At 67.6% G+C, this 13,530-nt stretch carries 12 protein-coding genes; 5 read left to right on the forward strand and 7 right to left on the reverse strand.

Annotated elements, in window-relative coordinates; genetic code table 11:
- Positions 1-18: 18 nt before the first annotated feature.
- Positions 19-2,100: a S9 family peptidase gene (locus tag HGB51_RS08095; RefSeq protein ID WP_070208028.1), complete on the reverse strand. Its 2,082-nt coding sequence runs from the start codon at positions 2,098-2,100 to the stop codon at positions 19-21.
- A gap of 113 nt (positions 2,101-2,213) precedes the next feature.
- On the opposite strand from HGB51_RS08095, the gene HGB51_RS08100 reads away from it, so the two are divergent.
- Complete coding sequence (locus HGB51_RS08100; RefSeq protein ID WP_171966781.1) at positions 2,214-3,398, forward strand: pyridoxal phosphate-dependent aminotransferase; 1,185 nt, start codon at positions 2,214-2,216, stop codon at positions 3,396-3,398.
- 73 nt (positions 3,399-3,471) lie between these two features.
- Here HGB51_RS08100 and HGB51_RS08105 read toward each other — a convergent pair whose 3' ends face one another.
- Both HGB51_RS08105 and HGB51_RS08110 read right to left on the reverse strand, forming a co-directional pair.
- Positions 3,472-5,565, reverse strand: coding sequence for a prolyl oligopeptidase family serine peptidase (locus HGB51_RS08105; protein WP_070208007.1), 2,094 nt, complete (start codon positions 5,563-5,565; stop codon positions 3,472-3,474).
- A gap of 34 nt (positions 5,566-5,599) precedes the next feature.
- Entirely contained in the window at positions 5,600-5,956 is a 357-nt protein-coding gene (locus HGB51_RS08110; protein WP_070208008.1) for a hypothetical protein, read from the reverse strand.
- Between the two features lie 138 nt (positions 5,957-6,094).
- On the opposite strand from HGB51_RS08110, the gene HGB51_RS08115 reads away from it, so the two are divergent.
- Positions 6,095-6,697: a lipocalin family protein gene (locus HGB51_RS08115; protein ID WP_070208009.1), complete on the forward strand. Its 603-nt coding sequence runs from the start codon at positions 6,095-6,097 to the stop codon at positions 6,695-6,697.
- A 72-nt stretch (positions 6,698-6,769) separates the two neighbouring features.
- On the opposite strand, the gene HGB51_RS08120 is transcribed toward HGB51_RS08115, so the two are convergent.
- The 3 genes from HGB51_RS08120 to HGB51_RS08130 all read right to left on the reverse strand — a co-directional run bounded on the left by HGB51_RS08120 (position 6,770) and on the right by HGB51_RS08130 (position 9,492).
- A complete protein-coding gene (locus HGB51_RS08120) occupies positions 6,770-7,459 on the reverse strand; it encodes a methionine ABC transporter permease (RefSeq protein ID WP_070208010.1) in 690 nt (229 codons plus the stop codon).
- On the reverse strand, positions 7,456-8,463 hold the full coding sequence (locus HGB51_RS08125) for a methionine ABC transporter ATP-binding protein (RefSeq protein WP_070208029.1): 1,008 nt from the start codon (positions 8,461-8,463) through the stop codon (positions 7,456-7,458). The genes HGB51_RS08120 and HGB51_RS08125 overlap by 4 nt, the downstream gene beginning before the upstream one ends.
- A 132-nt stretch (positions 8,464-8,595) precedes the next feature.
- The gene (locus HGB51_RS08130) at positions 8,596-9,492 is read right to left on the reverse strand and encodes a DMT family transporter (RefSeq protein ID WP_070208011.1); all 897 of its coding nucleotides are present in this window, start codon (positions 9,490-9,492) and stop codon (positions 8,596-8,598) included.
- A gap of 78 nt (positions 9,493-9,570) precedes the next feature.
- Between HGB51_RS08130 and HGB51_RS08135 the strand changes: the two genes are divergently transcribed.
- Genes HGB51_RS08135 through HGB51_RS08145 form a run of 3 tightly spaced genes read left to right on the forward strand, consistent with a single transcriptional unit; the run spans position 9,571 to position 11,439 of the window.
- Entirely contained in the window at positions 9,571-10,053 is a 483-nt protein-coding gene (locus HGB51_RS08135; protein ID WP_070208012.1) for a YajQ family cyclic di-GMP-binding protein, read from the forward strand.
- Positions 10,054-10,060: 7 nt separating this feature from the next.
- A complete protein-coding gene (locus tag HGB51_RS08140; RefSeq protein ID WP_070208013.1) occupies positions 10,061-10,648 on the forward strand; it encodes a DUF1415 domain-containing protein in 588 nt (195 codons plus the stop codon).
- Entirely contained in the window at positions 10,639-11,439 is an 801-nt protein-coding gene (locus HGB51_RS08145) for an SDR family oxidoreductase (protein WP_070208014.1), read from the forward strand. The genes HGB51_RS08140 and HGB51_RS08145 overlap by 10 nt, the downstream gene beginning before the upstream one ends.
- A gap of 1 nt (position 11,440) precedes the next feature.
- Here the strand turns inward: HGB51_RS08145 and HGB51_RS08150 are convergent, their stop codons facing one another.
- Complete coding sequence (locus tag HGB51_RS08150) at positions 11,441-13,477, reverse strand: M3 family metallopeptidase (protein ID WP_070208015.1); 2,037 nt, start codon at positions 13,475-13,477, stop codon at positions 11,441-11,443.
- Positions 13,478-13,530: the final 53 nt, after the last annotated feature.

The following is a 13,530-nucleotide window of genomic DNA, read 5'->3' on the forward strand; positions in this document are numbered from 1 at the left end:
GTATAGGGGCTAGTGGCGTTACGGGGTGGTGTCCACGCCCAGCTGTTCGAGCACGAACGCGTAGGACTCGGCCAGTTCGCGATAGCGCTGGAAGCGGCCCGACTTGCCGCCGTGGCCGGCTTCCATGTTCGTGCGGAACACGATCGGCGCCGTGCCGGTGTTGTCATCGCGCAGGCGCGCCACCCACTTGGCCGGCTCCCAGTACTGCACCTGCGAGTCCCACAGGCCGGTACCGACGAACAGCGACGGGTAAGCCTGGCGGGTGACGTTGTCGTACGGCGAGTAGCGCAGCATGTAGTCGTAGTACTCGCGCTGCTCCGGGTTGCCCCACTCGTCGTACTCGTTGGTGGTCAGCGGGATGGTCGGGTCGAGCATGGTGGTGACCACGTCGACGAACGGCACCTGCGCCACCATCACCCGATAGTCCTGCGGAGCCTGGTTGGCCACCGCCCCCATCAGCAGGCCGCCGGCGCTGCCGCCGGAAGCCGCCACGCGGTCCTTGGCCGCATAGCCCTGGCGGACCAGCTCGCGGGTGACATCAACGAAGTCGTTGAAGGTGTTCTGCTTGTTCAGCAGCTTGCCGTCGTCGTACCAGGCGCGGCCCATTTCCTCGCCGCCACGGATGTGCGCGATGGCATACACCACGCCACGGTCGAGCAGGCTGACCACGGTCTGGTTGAAGCCCGGGTCCATCGACATGCCGTAGCTGCCGTAGGCGTACTGGTACAGCGCGGCGCTGCCGTCCTTCCTGAACCCGTTTCGGTAGACCAGCGACACCGGCACCTTGGCGCCGTCGCGCGCGGTCACCCAGACCCGCTCGGTGGTGTACTGCGACGGGTCGTACCCGATCACCGGCTGCTGCTTGAGCTGGCGACGCTCGCCGGTGACGGTGTTGAGCTCGAAGGTGGTGGCCGGCGTGGTCAGCGAGGTATAGGCGTAGCGCAGCCACGGCGTGTCCGCTTCCGGGTTGGCAGCCAGGCCCATCGAGTAGGCCGGTTCGTCGGCCTTGACGTAGTCCTGGCGGCCATCGGCGAACAGCAGGCGCACGCGTTCCAGCGCGTTGGACCGTTCGGCAATCGCAGTGAACCCATCGAAAAGCTCGAAGCCTTCGACCAGCACGCTGTCGTCGTGCGCGACCCAGTCCTTCCACTGGCTGCGCGCGGTGGCGTCGGTCGGCGCGGTGACGATCTTGAAGTTCTTCGCGCCGGCGTCGTTGGTGCGGATCACCCAGCGCCCATCGAAGTGGTCGGCGTCGTATTCGACGTCGCGCGCACGCGGGGCCAGCACGGTGAACGCCTGCGGGTTGGCGGCCGGTGCGTAGCGGCTTTCCGAGCTCACCGTACTGTGCAGGTCGATGGTGATGAAACGGTCGTCGCGGGTGCGGCCCACGCCCATGTAGAAGCTGTCGTCCTCTTCTTCGTAGACGAGCACGTCGCTGCTGACCGGGGTGCCCAGCACGTGCTTCTTCACCCGCACCGTGAGCAGCGTTTCCGGGTCGTTCTCCACGTAGAACAGGGTGCGGTTGTCGTCGGCCCAGACCACGTTCGCCGAGACGTTCTCGATGCGGTCGGGCAGCACCTCGCCGGTACGCAGGTCCTTGAAGCGGATCACGTACTGGCGACGACCCACCTCATCCTCGGCCCAGGCCAGCAGCTGGTTGTCCTGGCTGACCTCGGCATCGTCGACGCTGAAATAGCCCTTGCCGGCGGCCATCTGGTTGATATCCAGCAGGATCTCTTCCGGTGCCTCCATGCTGCCCTTGCGGCGCGCCTGGATCGGATAATCCTTGCCGGTCTCGAAGCGGGTGTAATACCAGTAGCCGCGCTCACGCGCCGGCACGCTGGCGTCGTCCTGCTTGATCCGGCCGACGATCTCCTTGTACAGCGTGTCCTGCAGCGGCTTCAGCGGCGCCATCACCTGGTCGGTATAGGCGTTTTCCGCATTCAGGTAGGCCAGCATCGCCGGCGCTTCGCGCTTGTCGTCGCGCAGCCAGTAGTAGTCGTCGTTGCGGGTGGCGCCAAACGGCGTGGTCACCGTGTGCGGATGCTTCTCGGCGTCGGGTGGGGTCAGCGCGGGGGCGGCATGCACGGAAGCGGTCATCAGGCTGGCAACCAGGAAAGAGACGGTGGGATTCACGAAATAAGGCTCCTTGCCCGCGAATGCAATGGTGGTGGCGCAGTCTAGCCCGTGGGCGCTCGCCTATCATGGGGCGCATGAGCACCCCCACCCCCACGGCCGGCTACAGCCGCCGCAGCCAGGACATCGCCCCCTTCCACGTGATGTCCCTGCTGGCCCGCGCACAGGCGCTGGAGCAGCAGGGCTTCGACGTGATCCACCTGGAGATCGGCGAACCGGACTTCACCACCGCCGACCCGATCGTGCGCGCCGGCCAGGCCGCGCTGGCCGCCGGGCACACCCGCTACACCGCGGCGCGTGGCTTGCCGGCGCTGCGCGCGGCCATCGCCGGGTATTACGGCACGCGCTACAACCTGGACCTGGACCCCGAGCGGATCCTGGTCACCCCGGGTGGTTCGGGCGCGCTGCTGCTGGCCAGCAGCCTGCTGGTCGACCCGGACCGGCACTGGCTGCTGGCCGACCCCGGCTACCCGTGCAACCGGCATTTCCTGCGCCTGGTGGAAGGCGCCGCGCAGCTGGTCCCGGTCGGTCCGCAGACCGCCTACCAGCTGACCCCGGCGCTGGTGGACGCGCACTGGAATGCGGCCAGCGTGGGCGCGCTGGTGGCCTCGCCGGCCAATCCGACCGGCACGGTGCTGCCTGCGGATGCGCTGTCGGCGTTGTCGCAGTCATTGAAGGCGCGTGGCGGGCACCTGGTGGTGGACGAGATCTACCACGGCCTGACCTACGGGATGGACGCGCCCAGCGTGCTGCAGGTGGACGACGACGCCTTCGTGTTGAACAGCTTCTCCAAGTACTTCGGCATGACCGGATGGCGCCTGGGCTGGCTGGTGGCACCGCCGCAGGCCGTACCCGAACTGGAGAAGCTGGCGCAGAACCTGTACATCAGCGCCTCCAGCATTGCCCAGCACGCGGCGCTGGCCTGCTTCGAGCCGGACACCCTGGCCATCTTCGAGCAGCGCCGGCATGCCTTCCAGGCCCGCCGCGACTACCTGCTGCCGGCCCTGCGCGAGCTGGGCTTCCGGATCGAGGTCGAGCCCGAAGGGGCGTTCTATCTTTACTGCGACGTAAGCGGCTTTACCGACGACGCCCAGGCGTTCTGCGCGCACTTCCTGGAAACCGAGCACGTGGCGTTTACGCCCGGGCTGGATTTCGGCCACTACCGCGCCAACCAGCACGTCCGGCTGGCGTACACGCAGGAGATTCCGCGGCTGCAGGAAGCGGTGGCGCGGATCCGGCGCGGGCTGGAAACCTGGCGGTAAAAAAAACGCCGCGCAGTGCTGCGCGGCGTTGAAAAAGGGTGGAGCCAACCAGACGCCCCACCACCCGGATCGGTTACTTCAGGCGTTCCCACAGGAACGCATAGGCCAGCGCCGACATGTGCGCGGCCTGCGCATTGTTGGCCGCGCCGCCGTGCCCGCCTTCGATGTTCTCGTAGTAGGTCACGTCCTTGCCTGCCTCGATCATCTTCGCCGCCATCTTGCGCGCGTGGCCCGGGTGGACGCGGTCGTCGCGGGTCGAGGTGGTGAACAGCACCGGCGGGTAGTCCTTGGCCGGGTCGAACAGATGGTACGGCGAGAAGGTCTGAATGTACTCCCAGTCGGCGGTGTCCGGGTTGCCGTATTCGGCCATCCAGGAGGCGCCGGCCAGCAGGTGGCTGTAGCGCTTCATGTCCAGCAGCGGCACCTGCACCACCACGGCCCCGAACAGCTCCGGGTACTGGGTGAGCATGTTGCCGGTGAGCAGGCCGCCGTTGCTGCCGCCCTGCACGCCCAGGTGCTTCGGCGAGGTGATCCTGCGGCTGACCAGGTCGCGCGCGACCGCAGCCATGTCTTCATACGCCTTGTGGCGGTTCTGCTTCAGCGCCGCCTGGTGCCAGCGCGGGCCGTATTCGCCACCGCCGCGGATGTTGGCGACCACATACACACCGCCCTTCTCCAGCCAGGCGCGACCCATGCCGCCGGAATAGGACGGGGTCAGCGAGATCTCGAAGCCACCATACCCGTACAGCAGGGTCGGGTTGGAGCCGTCCAGCTTCATGTCCTTGGCGTGCACCACGAAGTACGGCACGCGGGTGCCGTCCTTGCTGGTGGCGAAGTGCTGCTCGATCACCTTGCCTTCGGCATCGAAGAACGCCGGCATGGTCTTGAGCACTTCCGGCTGCTTGCCGATCTCGGCCAGGGCCAGCGTGGTCGGGGTCAGGTAGTCGGTCACGGTCATCCACACCGCGTCGCTGTCGTCAGCGTCGACTGCGCCGACCGCGACCGTACCGAACGACGGTGCGCCCACGAAATCGCTCTTCTCCCAGCCCTTGGCGGTCGGGGTCAGCACCTGCAGGCGGCTCTTGACGTCGTCGAGCACGTTCAGCACCAGGTGGTTCTTCGTCCAGCTCGAACCGGCCAGCGAAGTGGTTTCGGTCGGCGCGAACAGCACCTCGAAATCGCGCTTGCCGGCGATGAAATCATCCAGCTTGGTCACCAGCAGCGAACCAGCGGCGTAGGTCTTGCCGCCCACGGTCCACGGGTCGCGCAGTTCCAGGGTCAACCACTGTTTGCGCAGGCCCTTCTCGGCGGAGTTCGGCGCGTCGATCTTCGTGAGCGTGCCATCGTCGGCACGCAGGTAGAGCTCGTTGTTGTAGAAAGCGAGCGTGCGGCTGACCAGGTTGCGCTCGTAGCCGGGAGTGTCGTCGTGCATGGCCGCGATGTACATGTCATCGGGCTTGCCTTCATACACCACGCTGGCGGCCGACAGCGGCGTGCCGCGCTTCCACAGCTTGGCCACGCGCGGGTAGCCGGAGGTGGTCATGCTGTCCTTGCCGAAATCGGTATAGACGAACACGGTGTCGCGGTCGATCCAGCCCAGCCCGCCCTTGGATTCGGGGCGGAAGAAGCCGTCCTCGATCCAGCTTTTGTTGGCCAGGTCGAACTCGCGGGTGACGTCGGCGTCGGCACCGCCGCGCGACAGCGCGATCAGGCAGCGCGAATAATCCGGACGCAGGCAGTCGGCGCCGTGCCACACCCAGTTCTCGCCTTCGGCCTTGTTCAGCGCATCCAGGTCGAGCACGGTTTCCCACGTCGGCGCGGCCTTGCGGTACTCGTCCAGCGTGGTGCGGCGCCACACGCCGCGCTCGTGCTGCTTGTCCTTCCAGAAGTTGTAGTAGTAGTCGCCGATCTTCTGCACGCCGGGAATCTTGGCGTCCGAATCAAGCACCTCGCGGATGCTGGCTTCCATCTGCTTGAAGGCCGGGGTCTGGGCCAGGCGGCCTTCGGACTTGGCATTCTGCTGCTTGACCCAGTCCAGGGACTTGTCGCCGGTGACATCTTCAAGCCACGCGTAGGGATCGGCGGGGGTCTCAGCAGCCATGGCGGTTCCGGCCATTCCAGCTGAGAACAGGCCTGCCATCAGGCAGGCGGAAGCGAGTCGGGACATTGCGGCTCCAGGCGGTCATATCCCCCCGACGCTATCACACGGCCTGCCCGGCTCCCCCCTGTCGAAGGTCAGGGCGCGCCCGGCGCGGCTGCACGCGGACCCGGCGGCGCGCCTGCGGCCCGCGCCGGCGCTGGGCCTGCCGGTTCCGCACTGCAGCCGGCAGGCGGAACCGGTACAGACTCCACCAGGCCAGGCACGGCATCGCGACCAGCCACATCGGCAACCAGCCCAGCCATTCGCTGTGGCCGCGCGCGGCAGGCCAGACCAGCACCAGCGCGACGCCGGCAAGGGCCACCTGCCGGACCCAGCGAAGCACATCGGGATGGGGCGCTTCCGACAGGGCCGCGCGGGACTGTGAAGGCCGGGAACGACGCGAAGACGACAGGGGCATGACACGACTCCGTGCGAAAGTGATGCGTCACCTTGCCCTGCCCCCATCTCACAGGCTGCGACCTTCGATGGTTTCACCATTGACGTTCTTCGTCGTCCCACCCACCATGCCCCTGCAGCCACTGGAGCCTTCCATCGCATGTCCCTGAACCGCCCGCTTCGCGTTGTCCTGCTGCTGTCGACGCTGTCGCTGCTGTCCGCCTGTGCATTCGGCGACAGCAAGCCCACGCCTGCGCCGTCGGTCAGCACCGGGGCCAGCGCCCCGATCGACCTGCAGCGGTTCATGGGCACCTGGTATGTGATCGGCCGCGTGCCGAACCCGGTGGAGCGCGGCCACGTGGCCAGCGTCAACCAGTACAGCCTGCGCGGCGACCAGAAGGTCTCCATCACCTATACGTTCCGCGACGGCTTCTCCGAGCCGCTGCAGCAGATCACGGTGCGCGCCTCGGTGGACGAGGACAGCGGCAACCACAACTGGCGCACCTGGTTCTACAAGGTCGTCCCCACCCATACCCGCGTGCTCGAAGTCGCGCCGGACTATTCGTGGGCGATGCTGGGCTACCCGGGCCGCGAAATGGCCTGGATCTTCGCGCGCAAGCCGGACATGGACAAGGACCTGTACAAGGAACTGGCCACCCGCCTGCGCGACGAGTACGGGGTCAACACCGACAAGCTCAAGCGCGTGCCGCAGCACCGCGAGCAGGTGGACCGTTTGGGCTACGAGGTTCCGAACGTACGGTGATGCCGAGGTGCAGCCACGCAGGGCGTGGCTCTACCGGGGATTGGCCGACCGTTCACATCGGCGCCCGCCGCATCACTTCCGCGAATACCGCCCCACCAGCCAGTCGCCGAGCATCTGCAGCAGCTGCACGAGTACCAGCAGCAGCACCACGGTGACCAGCGCCACGTCGGTGTGGGAGCGCTGGTAGCCGTCGCGGAAGGCCAGGTCGCCCAGGCCGCCGGAGCCGATCGCGCCGCCCATGGCGGTGAAGCCGATCAGGGCGATCACGGTCACCGTGGCCCCGGCGATCAGGCCGGGTCGCGCTTCGGGCAGCAGCACCCGGCTGACCAGCTGCCAGGTGGTGGCGCCCATCGCCTGGCTGGCTTCGATCACGCCGCGGTCCACTTCACGCAGCGCGGTTTCCACCAGGCGCGCGTAGAACGGGGCCGCGCCGATCACCAGCGGCACGATCGCGCCGCGCACGCCCAGCGAGGTGCCCATCATCCACAGCGTGATCGGAATCAGCACGATCATCAGGATGATGAAAGGCACCGAGCGCAGCAGGTTGACCAGCAGCGCCAGCCCGCCATACAGCACCGGCTTGCGGCGCAGCTGCGGCGAACCGGTCAGGAACAGCAGCACGCCCAGCGGCAGGCCGATGGCCAGGGTCAACGGCAGCGAGCCGGCCAGCATCAACAGGGTGTCGATGGTGGCCTGGCCGATGTCGGCCCACTTGGCAGCGTCGAGATGGCGGAAGAAACCGCCTGCGGTAGCCAGGATCATCGGCGCAGCTCCTCCAGGTGGACGCCGGCGGCGACAAAGCCGGCCTGCGCGGCCTGCACGTCGCCGCCCACCAGCGACACGGTCAGCTGGCCATACGGGGTGTCCTTGATGCGGTCGATGCGTCCGGACAGGATGTTGTAGTCCACGCCGGTCTCGCGGGCGATCCGCCCCAGCACCGGCTCATAGGTGTCGGTACCGAGGAAGGTCAGGCGCACGATGCGCCCGGCCACGGCCTCGAAGTCCTTGTGCAGCTCGCCTTCGTCGACCTGTTCGGACTCGTTGACGAAGCGGCGCGTGGTCGGGTGCTGCGGGTGCAGGAAAACCTCGGTGACCGGGCCGGTTTCCACCAGGTGGCCGGCGTCGAGCACGGCCACGCGGTCGCAGACGCGGCGGATCACGTCCATTTCGTGGGTGATCAGCACGATGGTCAGGCCCAGTTCGCGGTTGATCCGGCCCAGCAGCTTCAGCACCGAGGCGGTGGTCTGCGGGTCCAGCGCGCTGGTGGCCTCGTCGCAGAGCAGGATCTGCGGGCGCGTGGCCAGCGCACGGGCAATGCCCACGCGCTGCTTCTGGCCGCCGGACAGCTGCGCCGGGTACTTGTTGGCATGCGCCTCCAGGCCCACCGTGTGCAGCAGCTCGGTGACCCGCGCGTCGATCTCGGCGCGCGGGGTGCCGGCCAGCTCCAGCGGGAAGGCCACGTTGGCCGCCACCGTGCGCGAGGACAGCAGGTTGAAGTGCTGGAAGATCATGCCGATCTTCCGGCGCAGCGCGCGCAGGCCGTCGCTGTCCAGCGCGGTGACGTCCTCGCCGTTGATCAGCAGGCGCCCGCCGGTTGGTTCCTCGAGCCGGTTGATCAACCGGATCAGGGTCGATTTGCCCGCACCGGAATGGCCGATGATGCCGAACACTTCGCCGGCCTCGATGGTCAGGTCCAGCGGCTGCAGCGCGGCGATCGCGCGGCCGCCGACGGCATAGGATTTGTGCAGGCGCTGGAACTCGATCACTTCGCGGTCAACCGGGGCATCGACGGGAGGGGGCGTGCAGCCTACCAGCGCGGGACGGCCCTGGCCCGTGCGGCGGAAGCGAATCATATTCCGTTTGTTTATAAGGCGGCGTCATCGCCCGCCCGGCGGGCCTCAGGGGTGGTCCAGCGGCTGCGGCGGGGTCACCTTCCGGACCCGCTCGCGGTGCAGCAGGTACAGGCCCGAGGCGACGATGATCCCGGCGCCCAGCCAGGTCCAGTTGTCGGGCAGCACGCCCCAGAACAGCAGGTCCCAGCCGATCACCCAGACCAGCCCGGTGTATTCCAGCGGCGCGATCAGCGAGGCCTCGCCCAGCTGGAAGGCGCGGGTCAGGGCGACCTGCCCCCCGGCCCCGGCCAGTCCCATGCCCGCGATCAGGCCGGCGTGGCCCAGTTGCAGCGGCTGCCAGTCCGGGATCGCCAGCAAGCCGGCGCCCAGCGCCAGGATCACCAGGAACCACACCACCATCGACTGCGGGGTGTCGGTGCGGGTCAGCATGCTGACCGTGATCGCGGCAATGGCGTAGGCGGTGGCGGCCAGCAGCACCATCAGCCCGGGAATGGAGATGAACCCGCCCACCCCGGGGCGCAACACCACCAGCACCCCGACCAGGCCGATGCCGATCGCGATCCAGCGGCGCGGCCCGACCTGCTCGCCCAGCAACGGCACCGACAGCGCCGCGATCAGCAGCGGGGCCACGAAATAGATGGTGTAGGCAGTCGACAGCGGCAGGCTGCGCAGGGCGAACACGAAGCAGCCGATCATCGCCATGCCGAGCAGGCCGCGCAGCAGGTGCAGGCCCCAGCGTACCGGGATCAGCGAGCGCGGGCCGGCCGTGGCCAGTACCCAGACCAGCACGAACGGCAGCGAGGCGGCGCCGCGCAGGAAGGTGACCTGCAGGGTGGGGTAGCTGGAGGAGAGCTGCTTCATGCCGGCGTCCATCAGCGAAAAGCAGGCCACGGCCAGCAGCATCCAGGCGACGGCGCGGGTGGGGGTGCGTTCGGTGGTCATGCCCCATTATCGCCGCCCGTGCCGGGACGTGCATGCGTGGTTGGTTAGAATGGGGGTCTAACCTGCAGGAGATTCCCCATGCCCTCTTTTGACGTCGTTTCCGAAGTCGACATCCACGAACTGACCAACGCGGTCGACCAGGCCAACCGCGAGCTGTCCACCCGCTTCGACTTCAAGGGCGTGGACGCCAAGTTCGTGCTGGAAGACAGCGTGATCAAGCAGACGGCCCCGAGCGAGTTCCAGCTCGAGCAGATGACGGTGATCCTGCGCCAGCGCCTGACCGCCCGCAAGATCGACGCCAGCTGCCTGGAATTCGGCGACATCCTCACCAACCTGGGCGGCGCGCGCCAGGACGTCAAGGTGAAGCAGGGCATCGAGCAGAAAGAGGCCAAGAAGATCGCGGCGAAGATCAAGGAAGCCAAGCTCAAGGTCGAAAGCCAGATCAACGGCGACAAGCTGCGCGTGACCGGCAAGAAGCGCGACGACCTGCAGGATGCGATTGCCCTGCTGAAGAAGGAAAAGTTCGACATCCCGCTGCAGTTCGACAACTTCCGCGATTGATCCCGGCATGAACGACACCCCCGCCTTCGACGGCACCGACGCCCCCGACCCGATCGCCGACACCCGCAAGTGGCTGGAGCAGATCGTGATCGGGCTGAACCTGTGCCCGTTCGCCAAGGCGGTGTACGTGAAGGACCAGGTGCGCTTCGTGCTGAGCGACGCGACCACGCCCGAGGCGCTGGTCGAGCAGCTGGCCGAGGAACTGCTGCTGCTGCGCGACACGCCGGCCGAGCAGATCGACACCACGCTGATCATCCATCCGGACGTGCTGACCGACTTCCTGGACTACAACGACTTCCTCGACAACGCCGACGCGGCGATCGAAACGCTGGACCTGCAGGGCATCCTGCAGGTGGCCAGCTTCCACCCGCAGTACCAGTTCGCCGGTGCCGCGCCGGATGATGTGAGCAACTACACCAACCGGTCGCCCTACCCGACCCTGCACCTGCTGCGCGAAGACAGCGTGGAGCGTGCGGTGGCCGCGTTCCCGGACCCGGACGTGATCGTCGAGCGCAACATCGAAACCCTGGACAAGCTGGGCATCGAAGGCTGGACCCGCCTGCTCGGCCGCAAGGACACCCCGCCGTGCCACTGACGCCGGCCATCACCGACTGGCCGGCGCAACCGCTGCGCGACCGCGTGGTGATCGTGACCGGTGGCGCGCAGGGCGTGGGCCGCGGCATCGCGCAGGCGGTGCTGGGCGCCGGCGGCAGCGTGATGATCGCCGACCTGGATGCCGATGCTGGCCGTGCCTGCCTGAAGGAATGGGCCCTGCCCGAACGCGCCGCGTTCCAGCGCGCGGACGTGGCCAGCGAGCGCAGCGTGCAGGCTTTGGTGAAGGCCACGCAGAAGCGGTTTGGCCGCATCGACGGCCTGGTCAATAACGCCGGCATCGCCAGCGCACATGGCACGCCGTTGGCGAAGATGACGCTGGCCGAATGGCAGCGCCGCCTGTCCAGCCTGCACGGCGCCTTCCTGTGCAGCAAGCACGCCCTGCCTGCGTTGCAGGCGCAGGGCGGTGCGATCATCAATATCGCCTCTACCCGCGCATGGCAGTCCGAAGCGGACAGCGAGGCCTACGCCGCCGCGAAGGGCGGGCTGGTGGCATTCACCCATGCGCTGGCGATCAGCGCCGGCCCGCAGGTGCGGGTCAACAGCATCAGCCCGGGCTGGATCACCACCGACGCCTGGCAGGCCCCGGCGCGACGACGCACCCCGAAACTGTCGCGGCGCGACCATGCGCAGCATGCGGTGGGCCGCGTCGGCCAGCCCGAAGACATCGGTGCGCTGTCGGTGTTCCTTTTATCGGATGCGGCCGGTTTCATCACCGGCCAGGACCACATCGTCGACGGCGGCATGACCCGCACGATGATCTACGCGGAGTGAATCAACCGTTCATGCCGTTGTGGCGGAGCAGCGCATCCACGCTCGGCGCACGCCCACGGAATGCGGCGAAGTTCTCCGCCGCGCTGCGACTGCCACCCCGCGACAGCACTTCGTCGCGGAAGCGCTTGCCGGTTTCCGCAACCTGCCCCGGCGCTTCCTCAAACGCCGCGTACGCATCCGCGCTCAACACCTCAGCCCACTTGTAGCTGTAATAACCCGCCGCATAGCCACCGGCGAAAATATGGCTGAACTGGTGCGGGAAGCGATTCCATTCCGGCGGGCGGTTGACCGCCACTTCATCGCGCACGCGTTCGAGCAGTTGCAGCACGCTGTCCTGCGCGGGATCGAAGCTGCTGTGCAGCTGCATGTCGAACAGCGCGAACTCCAGCTGGCGCACGGTGAACATGCCGCTCTGGAAATTGCGCGCGGCCAGCATCCGGTCGAACAGCGCGCGCGGCAGCGGTTCGCCAGTGTCCACGTGCGCGGTCATCTGCTGCACGCGGTCCCACTCCCAGCAGAAGTTCTCCATGAACTGGCTGGGCAGCTCCACCGCGTCCCATTCCACGCCGTTGATGCCGGCCACGCCCAGCTCGCCGATGCGGGTCAGCAGCTGGTGCAGGCCGTGCCCCATTTCATGGAACAGGGTAGTCACTTCGTCGTGGCTGAAGGTCGACGCCTTGCCGTCCGCGCCCTTGCCGAAGTTGCACACCAGGTACACCAGCGGCGTCTGCACGCCCTGTGCGGTGTCGCGGCGGTTGCGGCAGTCGTCCATCCACGCACCGCCGCGCTTGCCTTCGCGCGCGTACAGGTCCAGGTAGAACTGACCGACCAGCGCGCCCTGCGCGTCGACCACGCGGAAGAAACGCACGTCCGGGTGCCACACCGGCGCCTGGTCCGGCTGCACGCTCAGGCCGTACAGGCCGTGGATGACATCGAACAGCCCGGCCAGCACCTTCGGCTCGGTGAAGTACTGCTTCACTTCCTGCTCGGAGTAGCTGTAGCGCGCCTGCTTCAGCTTCTCGGCAGCGAACGACAGGTCCCACGCCTCCAGTGCCGGCAGGCCCAGCTCATCGCGCGCGAACGCTTCCAGCTCGGCACGATCGCGCTGCGCATAGGGTTTGGCGCGTGCGGCGAGGTCGCGAAGGAAGCCCAGCACCTGCGGCGCGTCGTCGGCCATCTTGGTGGCGATGGAATATTCGGCATAGCTGCTGAAGCCCAGCAGCGCCGCCAGTTCCGCGCGCAGTGCGAGGATGTGATCGATGTTCGCGCTGTTGTCGAGCTTGGCGTCGCCGAATTCCGAGGCACGCAGCGCGTTGGCGCGGTACAGCGCCTCGCGCAGTGGACGGTGTTCGGCGTAGGTCTGCACCGGCAGGTAGCAGGGCATCTGCAGGGTCAGCTTCCAGCCGGACAGGCCGTCTTTTTCAGCCGCAGCGCGCGCCGCGGCGATCACATCCTCCGGTACCCCGGCCAGCTCGGCACGGTCCTCCACGTGCAGCGACCACTCGTCGGTAGCGTCGAGCACGTTCTGCGAGAACGTGGCCGACAGCGCAGACAGCTCCTCACGGATCGCGCTGTAGCGGGCCTTGCCGGCCTCATCCAGCTCGGCGCCGCCGAGGCGGAAATCGCGCAGGGCATTGTCCAGCACCTTGCGCCGCGCCGGGTCGTACTGCGCCGCTTCCGGAGCCGCCACCAGCGCGCGGTACTGCTCGAACAACGCCAGGTTCTGGCCGAGCGCGCTGCCGAACCGGGTAACCTTGGGCAGGTTGCTGTTGTAGGCCTCGCGCAGCGCCGGGGTGTTGACCACCGCCTGCAGGTGGCCGACCTGGCCCCAGGCACGCCACAGGCGTTCGGTGGCATCGTCCAGCGGGTCCACGAAGGTGGTCCAGGTCACCGGCTGTACCGTTTCGGCCGCCTTCACCGCCGCTTCGGCCTGCGCCAGCAGCGTATCGATGGCCGGACCGACGTGTTCGGGCTGGATCGCATCGAAACCGGGCAGGCCGGAAAAATCGAGCAGGGGGTTGGCGGGGGTCACGGGCATCTCCAGGCAACGGGGCCGCAGGGCGGCATACCCTCCACGATATGGCACTGCAC

Origin of the sequence: Stenotrophomonas bentonitica (genome assembly GCF_013185915.1) — a bacterium.
GTDB classification, from domain to species: Bacteria; Pseudomonadota; Gammaproteobacteria; order Xanthomonadales; family Xanthomonadaceae; genus Stenotrophomonas; species Stenotrophomonas bentonitica.